This window comes from Pseudomonas sp. S2_F03, from assembly GCF_054668335.1.
Genome location: NZ_CP162759.1, coordinates 213,078 through 230,141 on the forward strand (window position 1 = coordinate 213,078; position 17,064 = coordinate 230,141).

General features: G+C 60.2%; 15 protein-coding genes. 10 read left to right on the plus strand and 5 right to left on the minus strand.

Annotation, left to right across the window (positions count from 1 at the left end; translation table 11 throughout):
* Positions 1-20: 20 nt before the first annotated feature.
* The 5 genes from AB4N76_RS00985 (at position 21) to AB4N76_RS01005 (ending at position 3,922) form a co-directional block, all read left to right on the plus strand.
* On the plus strand, positions 21-980 hold the full coding sequence (locus AB4N76_RS00985) for a YVTN family beta-propeller repeat protein (protein WP_046031430.1): 960 nt from the start codon (positions 21-23) through the stop codon (positions 978-980).
* Positions 977-1,717, plus strand: coding sequence for an ABC transporter ATP-binding protein (locus AB4N76_RS00990; protein WP_077432018.1), 741 nt, complete (start codon positions 977-979; stop codon positions 1,715-1,717). The genes AB4N76_RS00985 and AB4N76_RS00990 overlap by 4 nt, the downstream gene beginning before the upstream one ends.
* Positions 1,714-2,505: an ABC transporter permease gene (locus tag AB4N76_RS00995; protein ID WP_460163990.1), complete on the plus strand. Its 792-nt coding sequence runs from the start codon at positions 1,714-1,716 to the stop codon at positions 2,503-2,505. Before AB4N76_RS00990 ends, AB4N76_RS00995 begins: the two co-directional genes overlap by 4 nt.
* 137 nt (positions 2,506-2,642) lie before the next feature.
* Positions 2,643-3,200 carry a PQQ-dependent catabolism-associated CXXCW motif protein gene (locus AB4N76_RS01000; protein WP_046031433.1) on the plus strand — a complete coding sequence of 186 codons (558 nt, stop codon included), beginning with the start codon at positions 2,643-2,645 and terminating at the stop codon, positions 3,198-3,200.
* 56 nt (positions 3,201-3,256) lie between these two features.
* Positions 3,257-3,922 carry a response regulator transcription factor gene (locus AB4N76_RS01005; RefSeq protein WP_046031434.1) on the plus strand — a complete coding sequence of 222 codons (666 nt, stop codon included), beginning with the start codon at positions 3,257-3,259 and terminating at the stop codon, positions 3,920-3,922.
* A gap of 88 nt (positions 3,923-4,010) precedes the next feature.
* Here AB4N76_RS01005 and nahK read toward each other — a convergent pair whose 3' ends face one another.
* The 4 genes from nahK to AB4N76_RS01025 all read right to left on the minus strand — a co-directional run bounded on the left by nahK (position 4,011) and on the right by AB4N76_RS01025 (position 10,092).
* Positions 4,011-6,605, minus strand: a complete 2,595-nt coding sequence (nahK, locus tag AB4N76_RS01010; RefSeq protein ID WP_460164658.1) for a hybrid sensor histidine kinase/response regulator NahK/ErcS' — start codon at positions 6,603-6,605, stop codon at positions 4,011-4,013.
* On the minus strand, positions 6,574-7,737 hold the full coding sequence (gene nosP, locus AB4N76_RS01015; protein WP_046031436.1) for a nitric oxide-sensing protein NosP: 1,164 nt from the start codon (positions 7,735-7,737) through the stop codon (positions 6,574-6,576). Before nosP ends, nahK begins: the two co-directional genes overlap by 32 nt.
* A gap of 154 nt (positions 7,738-7,891) precedes the next feature.
* Positions 7,892-9,076, minus strand: coding sequence for a porin (locus AB4N76_RS01020; protein ID WP_046031437.1), 1,185 nt, complete (start codon positions 9,074-9,076; stop codon positions 7,892-7,894).
* 209 nt (positions 9,077-9,285) lie between these two features.
* Positions 9,286-10,092 (minus strand): sulfite exporter TauE/SafE family protein, encoded by an 807-nt coding sequence (locus tag AB4N76_RS01025; protein ID WP_046031438.1) that lies wholly within the window; start codon positions 10,090-10,092, stop codon positions 9,286-9,288.
* Between the two features lie 160 nt (positions 10,093-10,252).
* Here AB4N76_RS01025 and AB4N76_RS01030 point away from each other — a divergent pair, with 160 nt between their 5' ends.
* Positions 10,253-11,116, plus strand: a complete 864-nt coding sequence (locus tag AB4N76_RS01030; protein ID WP_109786153.1) for an MBL fold metallo-hydrolase — start codon at positions 10,253-10,255, stop codon at positions 11,114-11,116.
* Positions 11,117-11,278: 162 nt separating this feature from the next.
* Here AB4N76_RS01030 and bkdR read toward each other — a convergent pair whose 3' ends face one another.
* A complete protein-coding gene (gene bkdR, locus AB4N76_RS01035; RefSeq protein ID WP_027923281.1) occupies positions 11,279-11,767 on the minus strand; it encodes a Bkd operon transcriptional regulator BkdR in 489 nt (162 codons plus the stop codon).
* A 185-nt stretch (positions 11,768-11,952) separates the two neighbouring features.
* On the opposite strand from bkdR, the gene AB4N76_RS01040 reads away from it, so the two are divergent.
* From AB4N76_RS01040 to lpdA, 4 genes are read left to right on the plus strand one after another with little or no spacing between them, the layout of a single operon-like run.
* Entirely contained in the window at positions 11,953-13,188 is a 1,236-nt protein-coding gene (locus tag AB4N76_RS01040; protein ID WP_046031440.1) for a 3-methyl-2-oxobutanoate dehydrogenase (2-methylpropanoyl-transferring) subunit alpha, read from the plus strand.
* Position 13,189: 1 nt separating this feature from the next.
* Positions 13,190-14,248 carry an alpha-ketoacid dehydrogenase subunit beta gene (locus AB4N76_RS01045; protein ID WP_109786154.1) on the plus strand — a complete coding sequence of 353 codons (1,059 nt, stop codon included), beginning with the start codon at positions 13,190-13,192 and terminating at the stop codon, positions 14,246-14,248.
* Positions 14,249-15,520, plus strand: a complete 1,272-nt coding sequence (locus tag AB4N76_RS01050) for a dihydrolipoamide acetyltransferase family protein (RefSeq protein WP_460163991.1) — start codon at positions 14,249-14,251, stop codon at positions 15,518-15,520.
* 3 nt (positions 15,521-15,523) lie between these two features.
* Positions 15,524-16,906 carry a dihydrolipoyl dehydrogenase gene (gene lpdA / locus AB4N76_RS01055; protein ID WP_046031443.1) on the plus strand — a complete coding sequence of 461 codons (1,383 nt, stop codon included), beginning with the start codon at positions 15,524-15,526 and terminating at the stop codon, positions 16,904-16,906.
* Positions 16,907-17,064: the final 158 nt, after the last annotated feature.

Genomic DNA, 17,064 nt, shown 5'->3' on the forward strand with positions numbered 1-17,064 from the left:
ACAACAACAAGGAATCCGCCATGCGCCGCACCCTGCTTTCATGCGCCCTGCTGCTCGCCGCCGGCCATGCCGCTGCCAGTACCGCCTGGGTCTCCAACGAAAAGGACAACACCCTGAGCCTGATCGACATGCAGACTCAGCAAGTCACCGACACCTTGCCCGTCGGCCAGCGCCCGCGCGGCCTGCTGCTGTCCCATGACAACAAGCTGCTGTACATCTGCGCCAGCGACTCGGACCGGGTCCAGGTGATGGACGTGGCCACGCGCAAGATCATCAAGGAACTGCCTTCAGGCAAAGACCCCGAACAATTCGCCCTGCACCCCAACAACCGCTGGTTGTACGTCTCCAACGAAGACGATGCGTTGGTCACCGTGATCGACACCGAAACCTCCAAAGTGCTCGGCCAGATCAACGTCGGCGTCGAGCCCGAAGGCATGGCCGTCAGCCCCGACGGCAAGTGGGCGGTGAACACCAGCGAAACCACCAACATGCTGCACTGGATCGACACCAGCACCCAGACCCTGGCCGACAGCACCCTGGTGGACCAGCGACCGCGCTTTGTCGAGTTCAATCAGGACGGTTCACAGCTTTGGGCTTCAGCGGAAATTGGCGGCACGGTGACGATTCTCGATGTGGCCAGCCGCAAGATCCTCAAGACCCTGAACTTCCAGATCAAAGGCGTGCACCCGGACAAGGTCCAGCCGGTGGGGATCAAGCTCAGCGCCGATGGCAAGTACGCTTTCGTCGCACTCGGCCCGGCCAATCATGTGGCGGTCATCGATGCCAAGACATTCGACATCCTCGACTACCTGCTGGTGGGCCGGCGTGTCTGGCAGTTGGCATTCACACCGGACCAAAAACAACTGCTGGCCACCAATGGTGTCAGCGGTGATGTGTCGATCATCGATGTCGAAAGCCTGAAGGTGAGCAAATCGGTGAAAGTCGGACGCTACCCGTGGGGCGTGGTGGTGACGCCATGAACGCCCTGGAAGTCAGCGACCTGAGCTTCGCCTACGGCCCCCGGGAAGCCTTGCGCCATTTGAATTTCAGCCTGGAACCGGGGCGTTTCGCCGCTTTACTGGGCCCCAACGGCGCCGGCAAATCGACCCTGATCGCCCTGCTGACCCGGCTCTATGACCTGCAACACGGTGACATCCGGGTCGGTGGAAATTCATTGCGCCAGGCACCACGCCCGGCGCTCAAGCAGTTAGGTGTGGTGTTTCAGCAAAGCACGCTGGACCTGGACCTCAGCGTTGAGCAGAACCTGCGTTATCACGCGGCGTTGCACGGCTTGTCGCGGCGCCAGACCAGCCTCCGTGTCGACGCCGAGTTGACCCGTCAAGCCCTGACTGAACGCCGCCACGAACGGGTGCGCGAACTCAATGGCGGTCATCGCCGTCGGGTAGAAATCGCCCGCGCCCTATTGCATGAGCCGCGCCTGTTGCTGCTTGACGAAGCCAGTGCAGGGCTCGATCCCGCCAGTCGCCTGGCGCTCAACCAGCACATTCGCAACCTGTGCCGCGAGCACCACATCAGCGTGCTCTGGGCCACTCATTTACTGGACGAAGTGCAGGCCGGCGACGATTTGCTGATTCTCCATCTGGGCCGGTTGGTGGCCAGCGGACAGGCCAGTGAATTGAGCCTGGAATACGGCGCAGACCTCGGCTCAGTCTTTACCCGCCTGACCACGTTGGCGACCACAGGAGTTGCTCGATGAATGCTTACTGGCAATGTTTTAGCGGCATCGTGTTGCGCGAATGGCTGCGCTTTGTGTTGCAGCGCACGCGATTTCTCAGTGCGCTGGTACGGCCGCTGTTGTGGCTACTCGTGTTCGCCGCCGGTTTCCGGGCGGCCCTGGGCATCGCGATCATCGAGCCCTACGACACCTACATTCCGTACGAGGTCTACATCATCCCTGGCCTTGCCTGCATGATTCTGCTGTTCAACGGCATGCAAGGCTCGCTGTCGATGGTTTACGACCGCGAAATGGGCAGCATGCGCGTGCTGCTGACCAGCCCGCTGCCGCGAACCTTTCTGCTGTGCAGCAAGCTGTTGGCCACTTCACTGATTTCACTGCTGCAGGTCTATGCCTTTTTGGCGATTGCCTGGGTTTACGGCGTGCAGCCACCGGCCATGGGTTTGTTGATTGCCCTGCCAGCGCTGTTGCTGGTGGCGTTGATGCTCAGCGCACTCGGCCTGTTGCTGTCGAACGCCATTCGCCAATTGGAGAACTTTGCCGGGGTGATGAATTTCGTGATCTTCCCGCTATTTTTCCTCTCATCGGCGCTGTATCCGCTGTGGAAAATGCGTGAGGCCAACGAGTGGTTGTACTGGCTGTGCGCGGTGAACCCGTTCACTCATGCGGTGGAGCTGGTGCGGTTTGCCCTTTATGAACGCTTCAATCCGCTCGCCCTGGCGGTGTGTGGGGGGCTGACGATCTTATTCGCGTTACTCGCCGTGCTCACCTTCAACCCGCAGCATGCGGCCTTGCGCAAAGCCGGCTAATGACACAGCGCCGCACCGTTGATCTTCATTGAACACGGCAAAATTACTACTTTAGTACGGGTTTACCTGTCTATCGTCTCATTCCCAACGCACCCCGACTGGCATGTAATAGGTTCATAACTATAAGGATTGAACCCATGCCGCGTGCCCGACGTTGTCTGTTGCGCCCTACTCTCGCTGCGCTGTCGCTGAGCCTGTTGCTGGGCACCGCGCAGGCGGAGCCAGCGCTGTTTTCGCCCGATGGCTACCGCATAGACCTGTACCGCAGCCCGACGCCCAACAGCCTGCAAGGCGCGACGCTGATTGACACCCCTGCCCTGCAAGACCTGCTCAGTCAAACCCCTGCCCCGATTCTGATCGACGTCTATCGCCGCCAATGGCTGCAAGGGCGTTTTATCGAAGACCAGCCCCATGAAAACCTGCCCGGCAGTCATTGGCTGGCCAATACCGGCGACGGCAACCTGACGCCCGACTGGCAGGCTTACTTTGCGCGAAACCTGAAGGCATTGACCGCCGGCGATCCGGCGCAACCGCTGGTCTTCTATTGCCGCTCCGACTGCTGGTTGAGCTGGAACGCGGTTAAACGTGCCGCCACCATGGGCTATAAGACGTTGTATTGGTATCGCGACGGCCTGGACGCCTGGCAAGCGGCAAACCTGCCCGTGACGCCCGCCCGGCCCGAACCTTTCCCCTGACCTTTACGCTGGCGCGTTGTTGCCACACCATAATCAAAATAATGAGGTGAAAGGCTATGTACAAAATTCTGATTGCCGACGATCACCCGCTGTTCCGCGAAGCAATTCATAACGTCATCAGCGATGGTTTCCCGAACAGCGAAGTCATGGAAACGGCCGACCTCGACAGTGCTCTGGCGCTCACCCAGGAACACGACGACCTGGACCTGATCCTGCTCGACCTGAACATGCCCGGCATGCATGGTCTCAATGGCCTGATCAACCTGCGCAACGAGGCGCCCACCATTCCGGTGGTGATTGTCTCCGCCGAGCAGGACAAACAGATCGTCCTGCAAGCCATCACTTACGGCGCCGTGGGCTTCATCACCAAGTCTTCGCCGCGCACGCAGATGACCGACGCCATCCAGCAAATCCTCAATGGCAATGTCTACCTGCCCCCGGACATCATTCGCACGACCAAAAGCAGCACTCACCGGCGGATGAACGACACTCCGAGCTTCCCGCCCGAACTGCTCCAGGCCCTGACCCGCAAGCAATTGCAGGTGCTCGAACGCATGACCAAAGGTGAGTCGAACAAGCAGATCGCCTACACCCTGGAAATTGCCGAAACCACGGTCAAGGCCCACGTCTCGGCGATCCTGCGCAAACTCAACGTGCACAACCGGGTGCAGGCGATCTTGAGTGCCGGGGATATTGATTTCGGGTCTTATTTGCGGCGTTGAAATTAGGGGCAACCGATGGACCGCGTCGCCCCCATCGCGAGCAAGCTCGCTCCCACAGGTACAACGCGACCCTTATGGGAGCAAGCCTTCAAGGCCTGCCGAGTAGATGGCTCATCGCGGTCTTGAGCTTCATTGGCCGCACCGGTTTGTGCATCAGGGTATGGCCCAACTCACGGATTTGCAGTTTGAGTTCATTGCTGTAGTTGGCCGTGATCATCATTGCCGGGATCGGTGAAGCCCGACGGGCATTGATCCGGGCGACGGCGTCGACACCGTTCTGATCGTTGTCCAGATGGTAGTCCGCGATCAGCAGGTCGGCCTCGGCGTGGTAGTTGTCCACTTGCCGGGCCAGATCCTCTTCCGACAGCGCCGTGACCACCCGACAACCCCACCCTTCCAGCAACGTGCGCATACCGGCGCAAATGGTCGCGTCGTTGTCCAGCACCCATACCCGCGCGCCGCGCAAGCGCTCAAGCATCGGCTCGCTCATCTGCAACGTCGGCTGAGGCTTGGGGGCGGTTGCACTCAACGGCACTTCGACCGAGAACATCGAACCCTTGCCCGGCCAGGAGCGCACCTGAATGCGATGCCCGAGAATGCCGGCAATTTTCTCGACAATTGCCAGGCCCAGTCCCAGGCCGCGATCCTGATCCGGACGCTGCACGTCACCGCGTTTGAACTCCTGAAAAATCTCTTCCAGGCGATGTTCGGCGATGCCCATGCCCGTGTCCCAGACCTGAATCAATAACCGCTGGTGATGGCGTCTGCAGCCCAAAACCACACGACCGCTGTAGGTGTAACGAATCGCATTGCTCAACAAATTGCGCAGGATGCGCGCCAATAGCTGGATGTCACTGCGCACCAAGGCCGAACAGGTAACGAAGCGCAGTTCAAGGCCCTCGCTTCGCGCCACTTGGGTGTATTCAGCCGCCAGGTTTTCCAACAGTTCGCTCAGGGCGAACGGCGCAATATCGGCCTTGATCACCCCGGCATCGAGCTTGGAAATATCCACCAGCGTGCCCAACAGGTTTTCCACGTCTTCCAGGGAGTTGCTGACATTGCGCACCAGAATTTCGTTGGAGATGGGCTCGCGTCGCTCCATCAATGCACTGGTGAACAATCGTGCGGCGTTCAGCGGTTGCAGCAGGTCATGGCTGACCGCCGCCAGAAACTTGGTCTTCGACAGGTTGGCCTGTTCGGCTTCGAGTTTGGCCTCACGCAAACGGGATTCCACCCGACGACGCTCTTCGATTTCACGCAACAACTGGTCATTGAGGGTGGTCAGTTCTGCGGTGCGCTCACACACCCGCAGCTCAAGATTCTGGTACGCCTGGTGCAACGCCTCAGCGGTGCGGCGGCGTTCGGTGATGTCGCGAATCAACACGAAAATCCCCACCACCTCCCCTGTAGCCAGTCGATTGGGCACATAGGAGCGCAGCATGTAGCGTTCCTGATTATTGACGTTGGTCTCGGCGAACTCGAACGTGACGCTCTCACCGGCCAACGCCCGGGCCACGTAAGACTCCAGGCGCTGGTAATGCTGTTCGCTGTGCACTTCACGCAGGCTCTGACCGAGCATCACGCCACGGGGCCAGCAGTACCACTCTTCGTAAACTTTGTTGGTGAACTCGTAAACCAGATCGGCATTGAGGTAGGCGATCAGCGCCGGGACGTGGTCAGTGATCAGGCGAATCCAGCGCTCGCTTTCACTCAGTGCCTCGGCGTGCTGGTAGCGCTCGGTGATGTCGGTGAAGGTGTTGACGAATCCGCCAGTGGGCAGCGGATGCGTGCGGATTTCCAGGACCCGGCCGTCATAGAGGCGTTGCTCGCATTCCTGTACGGGCCGACCGTTGCCATCGCGACTGGCCGGGGTGAGCAAATTCAACTCCGTGTCGGCGATCACTTCGGCAAACGGTCGATGGGCAGCAACCGGTGCCAGGCCGCTCAATTCGAGGAAACGCCGGTTCCACAACTCCAGGATGCCGTCGGCGTTGACCATAGCGACCCCTTGGGACAGGTTATCGACCGCCCGCTGCAACAAATGCGATTTCTGCGCCACGGCCTGCTCGCGGCGCACGGTTTCGCTGAGTTTGACGTCAGTAATGTCGGTGAACAGGATGACCCGCCCGCCTTCCTGAGTCGGCCGCTCGCTGACCTGCAGCCAACGTCCGTTCAGCAGGCGATAGAGCAGGCTCTCGTCAGCATTGCCGCGCGGTTCTTCGGTGAACAACCCGTTGTTCATCATCAGGCGCTTGACCTCGGTCAGGCGCATGCCCGCGTTGATCCGCACCCGGCTGTTGCTCCAGAACGCCTTGAAGCGGCTGTTGAACAAGACAATTCGCTGGTCGGCGTCGAACAATACAAAGGCATCGGAAATGCTCTCGATGGCATCGATCAGATGTCGATGCGCCGTTTCGGCGCGCAAGCGTGCCTCACTGAGCAAATGATTGCCGGCCTTGAGTTCGGCCATGGCCTGGTTCAAGGCATCGGTGCGCTCACGCACCTGCTCGGCCAGCACCACTGAGTGCTGGAACGCCGCATATGGATCGTTGCCACGCGTGATGCCGGACTCGATGCGCTCGATCAGCGCCGCGTTGATGCGTTGAAGTTTGTGGTTATCGTGCAGCAGGCTGGCGACTTCTGCCTGGAGTTCAGCGGTGCCCCGGGGACCGGCCTCGGGCAATGGCAACGCCGGTGAAGGTCTGGTTGATGTGCATGCCATTGAACTGTTCTCCGTAGGTGTTGAAACCCATCACCCGCTGCTCGCGCAAAAACGTTCCGATTGCGTCGAGACTGCCGTCGTCTTCCAGCTCCAGACGCCTGAGAAAGCAGTCACAACCGATGGTCAGCAACAAGTCGCCCAAGCGCTCCTGTAACCCCTCGAACAGGTTTTGCAGGTTCGGCAACATCGGGCCTGGGGTCATGGCGGTGAGCACGATGCCGTTCTCCACGGCGCAGTAAAAACTCAGGCTCAAGTCCGGGTGCACCTGCTGAATGGCGCGCACGTAATACTGTTCGTTGATGCGCACGGCCAAGGGGTGTGCAGCGAAGATCCGGTGATCCAGCTCATCAACCGGAACGCCAATGTGCCGGGCGTACTCGGCGGCGGCCGGTTCGGCGTTGAGTTCATAGACTCGGCGCGAGGCGCTGTCGGCCCCGGTGACCACCAGTTTTTCGGCCCTGGGCAGAATGTGGTGGGTGGTGAACACTTCAAAATCCAGCCAGGTATTGACCAGCACCACCACTGCCGCGCCGCTGTGGAATTCGCCGTCGAAGTAAACGTGGGTATGGGTCAGGTAATTGTCGTCACCGGCCGAACCGCCAAAATGCGGAATGTCGCCCAACGCGGCACTGAGCGCCGCGAGGACCATTTCTTCACGGCTGGACAAACCATCGAGCAACGTCAGGGCAAAGCTGTTGCCCTTGATCGGGGCCAGGGTGTTACTGCGACAGCCACTGACCAGACGCTCGACCATTTGCTGGGCATCGATCAGGCTGAAGTGCTCCATTTCGTCGATCAGCTCGACAGCAATGGAGAAATGCCGATGATCAAAACCCACCGCCGTCACGCAATTACGCCCATAGCCCAGCGGGGTGATTTCCCCCGCGCTGGTGCAACCCACCAGACGAATACCGCCGAAGCTGTGTTGCAAGGCCTGCCCTAGCGCCTGCAAGTCATACTCGGCGGAACAGAAAAACAGCACGAAGCCCAGATGCGGGTGCAACAATTGCCGCGCCAGTTCTTGCGCCACCTGCCGGGCATCGGTGGCTTGGGACATTGCGCTGACAATGCCTGCGCCTTGGGCCTGCTCCATGATCGCCCCCCGCAGGTGCGTAGATATGAGGCATGAGTGTACGAAGCCTGTGGGTCGTAACGAATGCTACTTGGGTAGCGGGTAACCACTTCGATGGGATGAGAAGGGTCGAGACCCCGGCTGCGATGCGCACAGCCAGGGTCACGACCAAGGGTTACCAGGTCAACACGGCCCCCACCGCAACGGTATCGGTGTTTTCGTTCTGGGCGCTGGTGTCATGACCGTTGATTTCGAACTGGTTGTACTCGGCGACAAGTTTGAGGTTGTCATTCACGTCATGGAACAGCGCAATACCGCGCGTTTCGTAGTCCGCGCCACTGCCGACCACGCCATTGCCGTCGTCGTTGGTCTTGCCGTAGGACAGGGCCAGGCGGTTTTTGCCCAGCTTGTAGGAACCTTGCAGCAGGTATCCGTCGCTGTCGACGTTGCGCAAGGTTGGCTCGCCGGCGTTGTTGGTGAAGAACGGATTGATGCCTTTGGCCTGGAACCCGGACCCGGTGAGTGACAACCCGCCCATCTTCGCCTGCACGCCATAGCCAACCCCTTTAGAGGTGACTGTGTTGACGGTGGAGTCGGTATTGTCCGAAGTCTGGTAACTGCCATTGACCCAGCTGTAGATCTTCGCCCCGGCGACGTCGAACTGGTACGTGATCTCGCTCTCGGTGCGCGGGTTTTCCTGATAAGCCTTGCCCGTCGGGCTGCTGTCGTTGGTATCAACCGGGTCCATGATCCCGACCGCTACGCGCAAACCGTCCATGACCGGCGTGCGGTAGGTGATCTGCGATGTCGGGAACGGATACGGATACCCGGTGCCGATGTTGCCGAACGAGACGCCGCCGCCATCCACCAACCCCAAGGTATCGCTGACCTGACCGTAACCGGCGAGCATTTCATCGAGCAGGATGTTGGAGCGGGCAAACAGGCCGAAGTCCTTGCCGATCAGCACTTCACCCCACTCAGCGTTTGCCACCGTACCGTAGAACTGCCGCACATCGATGGCGGTGTCGGTGCCGTTGGTTTGGCTGTCGTTGATGGTCACCCAAAACGAGGCCCGGGCACCGAGCTTCAGGTCATCGACCTGCTTGCCCATGTTGAAGCCCAGGTAGTTGGGCAGGAACCCCATCTTGACGCGTGCCTGTCGGCGGTCGAACTGATCACCGGCACGGTCGACATCGCTGTTCACATAAAATGCGTTGATGTAGCCGTCGGTCGAGAATGTGGTCTGGTCCTTGTCATACAGCATGATCTCGGCCTCGGCCATTGAGCTCAGGCCAAGGCCGGACAGGCTGGCGATGAAGAGGGGTAAAAAGCGATGTTTGACGTTCTTATTGTTGTACATGGCGCGCTCCGCGACAGGGGACGAGGTGTCGGAAGCGATTATCGAAAGGTGACCGGCGGCGCCATACGCTGCCTTGGGAGCGGTGCTCAAGTGCTTTGGCAGGGCCGGGAACGCATGACAACTACGGTGTAAGACCGACCGTCGGCACGGCCCGGAACTCAAGGTGTAGGTCTGTTGACCCACTTGGAAGTCATAGACCTCAGTACTGGCTAAACGCCTACTCTGAACAGCATATAAACCGCAATCACCATGCAGATGCTGGCAAAGCCCACCTGCAGCGCCCGGGCCGGCACATGCGCACAAAGCTTGCGGCCAACGATCATGCCGACGATGCTGGCGACGATGAAGATTGCGCCGAGACTGTCGATTCGCACGCCGGCATGAAACGCACCGATCACGCCGATGGCGGAAATCAGGCTGATCACCATCAAGGAAGTGGCAACGATGCCGCGCATCTGCACATCAGTGAGCTGCTTGAACGCCGGGACAATCAGAAAACCGCCGCCCACCCCAAGCAGCCCCGACACCACACCGGTAACCGCGCCGAGCGCGGCCAAGGTCGCCGTACATTTGGCAGTCCAGGAAAAACGCCCGGTCTGCTGATCGAGCATGCAGTTTTTCTGGCCCCAGTTGGCGTGGCCGTGATCGCTTGGCCCTTCGTCCTTGCGTTCACGTCGCAGCATCCGCCAGGCAACCATGACCATCAGCATACTGAACAGGACCATCAGGATTTTTTCCGGCAACTGATGGGCGAAGTAAATGCCGACCGGTGAAAACACCGCGCCGAGTAACGCGATCAGCAACGCCGCGCGATAACGCACCAGGCCATGCCGCAATCCGTCAATCGCCCCGACCGCCGCCGCACTGCCCACGGCAAACAAGGCGACGGGTGCCGCTTGGGTCATGGTCAAGCCCAGCCCCAATACCAGGGCCGGCACCGCAAGAATGCCGCCACCGGCCCCGGTCAACCCGAGGACCAGGCCCATGACCACCCCAAAAAAACTCGCCAGCAACATAAACCACTCGTGATCTGCGAAAAAAGCCGGGACCGCCCGGTATCGATGACTGACAGGATAGAGCCCGCGCAGATTTTTTCATCATATGAATTAATCCGGGCTGGCCAATGCGGGGAAAATGAATCTACCCTCAGCACTCGCCCAGTAAGAAACGCTCACCATGCCTGCCCTGATCAAAGCCTTCCTCGACCCCGCCTCGTCGACCTATAGCTACGTGATTTATGAAACCGATGGCGGCCACTGCGCCATCGTCGACCCGGTGCTCGATTACGACCCGGCGGCCGGGCGGACCGCGACCACCCAACCCGACAAGATCATCGCCTTTGTTCGTGAACATCATTTGCAGGTGCAATGGCTGCTGGAAACCCACGCCCATGCCGATCACTTGTCTGCCGCGCCTTACCTGCGCCGCGAGCTGGGCGGCAACATTGCGATTGGCCAGTCGATCAGCCTGGTTCAGGGCGTGTTCAAAAACCTGTTCAACCTGGAGCCGGAATTTCGCATTGACGGCTCGCAGTTCGATCATCTGTTCGCACCGGATGAGTCGTTCATGATCGGCAACCTCAAGGCCACCGCCCTGCACGTACCCGGCCACACGCCGGCGGACATGGCTTACCTGGTCGACGGCGATGTGATTCTGGTGGGCGACACCCTGTTCATGCCGGATGTGGGCACCGCGCGTTGCGACTTTCCCGGCGGCAACGCGAATCAGTTGTTTACCTCGATCCAGAAATTGCTGGCGTTTCCGGCCAGCGTGCGCCTTTACATCTGTCACGATTACCCGCCCGAAGGCCGCGAATCCCAGTGCATGACCACGGTCGGCGAACAGCGTAAAAGCAACATTCACGTGCATGACGGCATTGATGAGACCGCCTTCGTTGAAATGCGCACGCGCCGCGACGCCGGGTTGGGCATGCCGAACCTTCTGCTGCCGGCGATTCAGGTGAATGTGCGGGCCGGGAATCTGCCGCCGCCTGAGGACAATGGCGTGACGTACCTGAAAATCCCCATCAATAAACTCTGACGTTCGATTACTTCCACGCTGACTCCCCACCCTTCGTAGCAGCTGTCGAGCAACGCGAGGCTGCGTCTGCGGTTTACCTGACAAAACTCGATGGCCAGGTTTGCGACGGCTGCGCCGCTGGACGCTGCCTCGCGTGGCTCGTCAGCTGCTACGGGGACGGGGTCAGCTCGAAAGGGTCAGGCCGTTGGCCGGCAATGGCAGTGCGGTTTTGTAGCGCACTTGCTTGAGGGCGAAGCTTGAACGGATGTTCGCAACGCCAGGGACTTTGGTCAGGAAATCCATCATGAAGCGCTCCAGCGACTGAATGGTCGGCACCAGCACCCGGATCAAATAGTCCGGGTCGCCAGCCATCAAATAGCACTCCATCACTTCCGGGCGATCCGAGATCGCCTCCTCAAAATGCTGCAACGCTTCTTCCACCTGCTTCTCCAGGCTCACGTGAATGAACACATTGACGTGCAGCCCAAGCAGATCGGCATCCAGTAGCGTCACTTGCTCACGAATCAAGCCCAATTCTTCCATCGCCTTGACCCGGTTGAAGCACGGAGTCGGCGACAGGTTGACCGAGCGTGCGAGGTCGGCGTTGGTGATGCGCGCATTCTCCTGAAGGCTGTTGAGAATGCCGATATCGGTACGGTCCAATTTGCGCATGAGACAAAACCACCTGTTTTTTTTGTATATGCAGATTTTTTATCCCCAAATGATCTCCAGTGCAACGAAACAGAGATAAATATTCTTCTTCGCCGGGCCTATGATTGTTGTAGGACAAGATTTCTTCCACAGAAGAATGACGGTCAGCTCACTACAAGAAATTCACAAGATCGAGCGTAGAAGCCATGAACCAAGCGTACGAACCGCTGCAACTGCACGTTCCCGAACCATCGGGCCGTCCTGGCTGCAAAACCGACTTCTCCTACCTGCGTCTGACCGACGCCGGCACGGTGCGCAAACCTTCCATCGACGTCGAACCCGCCGACACCGCCGACCTGGCCAAAGGGCTGATTCGCGTGCTCGACGACCAGGGCAATGCCCTCGGTCCGTGGGCTGAAGGCGTACCGGTCGAGATCCTGCGCAAGGGCATGCGTGCCATGCTCAAGACGCGGATCTATGACAACCGCATGGTGGTCGCCCAGCGTCAGAAAAAAATGTCGTTCTACATGCAGAGCCTCGGCGAAGAAGCCATCGGCAGCGGCCAGGCCCTGGCGCTGAACGTTGATGACATGTGCTTCCCGACGTACCGCCAACAAAGCATCCTGATGGCACGAGACGTGCCGCTGGTGGACCTGATCTGCCAACTGCTGTCCAACGAGCGCGATCCGCTCAAGGGCCGTCAGCTGCCGATCATGTATTCGGTCAAAGACTTCGGTTTCTTCACCATTTCCGGCAACCTCGCCACCCAATTCGTACAGGGTGTGGGCTGGGGCATGGCCTCGGCGATCAAGGGCGACACCAAAATCGCTTCGGCCTGGATCGGCGACGGCGCTACCGCCGAATCGGACTTCCACACCGCCCTCACCTTCGCCCACGTGTACCGTGCGCCGGTGATCCTCAACGTGGTCAACAACCAGTGGGCGATCTCCACCTTCCAGGCGATTGCCGGTGGTGAAGCCACCACGTTCGCCGGTCGTGGCGTCGGCTGTGGCATTGCCTCCCTGCGGGTTGATGGCAACGATTTCGTCGCGGTCTACGCAGCGTCTGCCTGGGCCGCCGAACGCGCCCGCCGCAACCTCGGCCCGACCATGATCGAATGGGTCACCTACCGCGCCGGTCCCCACTCCACTTCCGATGATCCGTCCAAGTACCGTCCTGCCGACGACTGGAGCTACTTCCCGCTGGGCGACCCGATTGCCCGACTCAAGCAGCACCTGATCAAGATCGGTCACTGGTCCGAAGAGGAACACACCGCCGTCAGCGCCGAACTGGAAGCCCAGGTCATCGCCGCGCAGAAAGAAGCCGAGCAGTACGGCACCCTCGCCGGTGGCCAGATTCCAAGCGCCGCGACCATGTTCGAAGACGTCTACAAAGAGATGCCGGAGCACTTGAAGCGCCAGCGTCAAGAGTTGGGGATCTGACATGAACGACCACAACAACAATATCAAGCCGGAAACTGCCATGACCACGACCACCATGACCATGATCCAGGCCCTGCGCTCGGCCATGGATGTGATGCTTGAGCGTGACGACAACGTCGTGGTCTTCGGCCAGGACGTCGGTTACTTCGGCGGCGTGTTCCGTTGCACCGAAGGCCTGCAGACCAAGTACGGCACCTCCCGAGTGTTCGACGCGCCGATCTCCGAAAGCGGCATCGTCGGTGTCGCCGTGGGCATGGGTGCCTATGGCCTGCGCCCGGTGGCCGAGATTCAGTTCGCCGACTACGTGTACCCGGCATCGGACCAGATCATTTCCGAAGCCGCCCGCCTGCGCTATCGCTCGGCCGGTGAGTTCACCGCACCGATGACCCTGCGCATGCCTTGCGGCGGCGGCATCTATGGCGGCCAGACCCACAGCCAGAGCATCGAGGCGATGTTCACTCAGGTGTGCGGTCTGCGCACGGTCATGCCGTCCAACCCATACGACGCCAAGGGCTTGCTGATTGCCTCCATCGAAAACGATGACCCGGTGATCTTCCTTGAGCCAAAACGCCTGTACAACGGCCCGTTCGACGGCCACCACGACCGCCCGGTAACCCCATGGTCGAAACACCCGGCCGCACAAGTGCCGGACGGCTACTACACCGTGCCGCTGGACGTCGCCGCCATCGCCCGTCCGGGCAAGGACGTGACCATCCTGACCTACGGCACCACCGTTTACGTCTCGCAAGTGGCCGCTGAAGAAACCGGCATCGACGCTGAAGTCATCGACCTGCGCAGCCTTTGGCCGCTGGACCTGGAGACCATCGTCAAATCGGTGAAGAAAACCGGACGCTGCGTAGTCGTTCACGAAGCGACCCGCACCTGCGGCTTCGGCGCCGAACTGGTCGCCCTGGTGCAAGAGCATTGCTTCCACTACCTGGAAGCGCCTATCGAACGCGTCACCGGTTGGGACACCCCCTACCCGCACGCACAAGAGTGGGCGTATTTCCCTGGTCCGTCCCGTGTGGGCGCGGCTTTGCATCGGGTTATGGAGGTCTGAATGGGCACGCACGTTATTAAAATGCCGGACATTGGTGAAGGCATTGCAGAAGTTGAATTGTCGGTGTGGCACGTCAAGGTTGGCGACATGGTCGTCGAAGATCAGGTGCTGGCCGATGTGATGACCGACAAGGCGATGGTCGACATCCCTTCCCCGGTCCACGGCAAGGTGATTGCGCTGGGCGGTGTGCCTGGCGAAGTCATGGCGGTTGGCAGCATCCTGATCAGCATCGAAGTGGAAGGCGCGGGCAACGTTAAAGAGTCGTCCCAGCCGGCCCCTGTTAAAGAAGCACCGGTTGCAGCCCCTAAAGTTGAACCCGTTATCGCCAGCAAACCCGTCGCTGCCGCAGCGCCGCGAGTGGCTGCCTGCCAGGGCCCAATGGTGGCACGCGAGTCCGACGAACGCCCGCTGGCCTCCCCGGCCGTGCGCAAACACGCGCTGGACCTCGGCATTCAATTGCGTCTGGTGCGTGGCAGCGGCCCTGCCGGACGCGTGTTGCACGATGACCTCGACGCCTATCTGGCGCAGGGTCAGTCGAATGCATCGACCGTGCCCTCTGCTTACGCCCAGCGTAACGACGAAGAACAAATCCCGGTCATCGGCATGCGCCGCAAGATCGCCCAGCGCATGCAGGACGCCACCCAGCGTGCAGCACACTTCAGTTATGTTGAAGAAATCGACGTCACCGCCGTCGAAGAATTGCGCGCGCACCTGAACGAAAAACACGGTGCGACTCGCGGCAAGCTGACCTTGCTGCCGTTCCTGGTCCGTGCCCTGGTCGTTGCCCTGCGTGATTTCCCGCAGATCAACGCCCGTTATGACGACGAAGCCCAAGTCATCACCCGCCTCGGCGCGGTGCATGTGGGCATCGCCACCCAGGCCGACATCGGCTTGATGGTGCCGGTGGTGCGTCATGCCGAAGCCCGCAGCCTGTGGGACAGCGCGACTGAAATCTCCCGTTTGGCCACCGCCGCACGCAATGGCAAGGCCAGCCGTGATGAACTGTCCGGTTCGAGCATCACCCTGACCAGCCTCGGTGCGTTGGGCGGCATTGTCAGCACCCCGGTGTTGAACCTGCCGGAAGTGGCGATTGTCGGCGTCAACAAAATCGTCGAGCGCCCAATGGTCGTCAAAGGCCAGATCGTGATCCGCAAGATGATGAACCTCTCCAGTTCCTTCGATCACCGTGTGGTCGACGGCATGGACGCGGCGCAATTCATCCAGGCCGTTCGTGGCCTGCTCGAACAACCCGCTACCCTGTTTGTGGAGTAAGGCATGCAGACTTTGAACACAACATTGCTGATCATCGGCGGCGGCCCCGGCGGTTATGTGACCGCGATCCGAGCCGGTCAGTTGGGCATCCCGACCATTCTGGTGGAAGGTGAATCGCTGGGCGGTACATGCCTGAATATCGGCTGCATCCCGTCGAAAGCGCTGATCCACGTCGCTGAGCAGTTTCACCAGACGCAACACCATAGCCAGCATTCAGCCTTGGGCATCAACGTTTCGGCACCAACCCTTGACATCAGCAAGAGCGTCGAGTGGAAGGACGGCATCGTTGATCGCCTGACCACTGGCGTCGCGGCGCTGCTGAAAAAGAACAAGGTCCAGGTCATTCAAGGCTGGGCCAAGGTGATCGATGGTAAAACCGTCGAGGTTGGCGACACGCGCATTCAGTGCGAGCACCTGGTGCTGGCCACCGGTTCGAAAAGCGTGAACCTGCCGATGCTGCCGATTGGCGGTCCGATCATCTCCTCCACCGAAGCCCTGGCGCCGACGTCTGTGCCCAAGCGACTGACCGTGGTCGGTGGCGGCTACATCGGTCTGGAACTGGGGATTGCCTATCGCAAGCTCGGCGCCGACGTCAGCGTAGTCGAGGCACAGGAGCGGATCCTGCCGGCTTACGACGCTGAACTGACTCAGCCGGTACACGACGAACTGAAAAAACTCGGTGTGAAGCTTTACTTGAAGCATAGCGTTCAAGGCTTTAATTCCTCGAACAATTCTATTCAAGTTCTTGATCCAAACGGCGACACCCTGAACCTGGAAACCGATCAGGTGCTGGTCGCCGTGGGTCGCAAACCGAACACCCAGGGCTGGAACCTCGAAGCGCTGAACCTGGACATGAACGGCTCGGCGATCAAGATCGACAACCGCTGCCAGACCAGCATGCGCAACGTGTACGCCATCGGTGACCTGAGCGGCGAACCAATGCTCGCGCACCGGGCCATGGCTCAGGGCGAGATGGTGGCTGAACTGATCAGCGGTAAAACCCGCGAGTTCAACCCTACCGCCATTGCCGCCGTGTGCTTTACCGACCCGGAACTGGTGGTGGTCGGCCAGACCCCGGACGAGGTCAAGGCGGCGGGTCTGGACTGCATCGTTTCGAGCTTCCCGTTCGCGGCCAATGGCCGGGCGATGACGCTGGAATCGAAAAGCGGCTTCGTGCGGGTGGTCGCTCGTCGGGACAATCATGTGATTGTCGGCTGGCAAGCGGTGGGCGTCGGGGTTTCCGAGCTGTCCACGGCCTTCGCCCAGAGCCTGGAAATGGGCGCGCGCCTGGAAGACATCGGCGGCACCATCCACGCGCATCCGACCTTGGGCGAGGCCGTGCAGGAAGCAGCGTTGCGAGCCCTTGGCCACGCGCTGCACCTGTAAAACCGTACGCAATACCTTGTAGCAGCTGACGAGCACCGCGAGGCAGCGGCCGGCGACGAAGTCGTCGCAAGACCTGCGACCCAGTGCTGTCAGGCACACCGAGCCAGCCGGATTACGACGACTTCGTCGCCGGACGCTGCCTCGCGGGGCTCGACAGC

What these genes read in the sequence shown, in the direction of transcription:
- AB4N76_RS01045 (WP_109786154.1), top strand. Translation starts at nt 13,190, where the DNA reads ATGAACGACCACAACAACAATATCAAGCCGGAAACTGCCATGACCACG.
- AB4N76_RS00995 (WP_460163990.1), top strand. Translation starts at nt 1,714, where the DNA reads ATGAATGCTTACTGGCAATGTTTTAGCGGCATCGTGTTGCGCGAATGG.
- bkdR (WP_027923281.1), bottom strand. Translation starts at nt 11,767, where the DNA reads ATGCGCAAATTGGACCGTACCGATATCGGCATTCTCAACAGCCTTCAG.
- nosP (WP_046031436.1), bottom strand. Translation starts at nt 7,737, where the DNA reads ATGGAGCAGGCCCAAGGCGCAGGCATTGTCAGCGCAATGTCCCAAGCC.
- AB4N76_RS01040 (WP_046031440.1), top strand. Translation starts at nt 11,953, where the DNA reads ATGAACCAAGCGTACGAACCGCTGCAACTGCACGTTCCCGAACCATCG.
- AB4N76_RS00990 (WP_077432018.1), top strand. Translation starts at nt 977, where the DNA reads ATGAACGCCCTGGAAGTCAGCGACCTGAGCTTCGCCTACGGCCCCCGG.
- AB4N76_RS01050 (WP_460163991.1), top strand. Translation starts at nt 14,249, where the DNA reads ATGGGCACGCACGTTATTAAAATGCCGGACATTGGTGAAGGCATTGCA.
- lpdA (WP_046031443.1), top strand. Translation starts at nt 15,524, where the DNA reads ATGCAGACTTTGAACACAACATTGCTGATCATCGGCGGCGGCCCCGGC.
- AB4N76_RS01025 (WP_046031438.1), bottom strand. Translation starts at nt 10,092, where the DNA reads ATGTTGCTGGCGAGTTTTTTTGGGGTGGTCATGGGCCTGGTCCTCGGG.
- AB4N76_RS01000 (WP_046031433.1), top strand. Translation starts at nt 2,643, where the DNA reads ATGCCGCGTGCCCGACGTTGTCTGTTGCGCCCTACTCTCGCTGCGCTG.
- AB4N76_RS01030 (WP_109786153.1), top strand. Translation starts at nt 10,253, where the DNA reads ATGCCTGCCCTGATCAAAGCCTTCCTCGACCCCGCCTCGTCGACCTAT.
- AB4N76_RS01020 (WP_046031437.1), bottom strand. Translation starts at nt 9,076, where the DNA reads ATGTACAACAATAAGAACGTCAAACATCGCTTTTTACCCCTCTTCATC.
- AB4N76_RS01005 (WP_046031434.1), top strand. Translation starts at nt 3,257, where the DNA reads ATGTACAAAATTCTGATTGCCGACGATCACCCGCTGTTCCGCGAAGCA.
- AB4N76_RS00985 (WP_046031430.1), top strand. Translation starts at nt 21, where the DNA reads ATGCGCCGCACCCTGCTTTCATGCGCCCTGCTGCTCGCCGCCGGCCAT.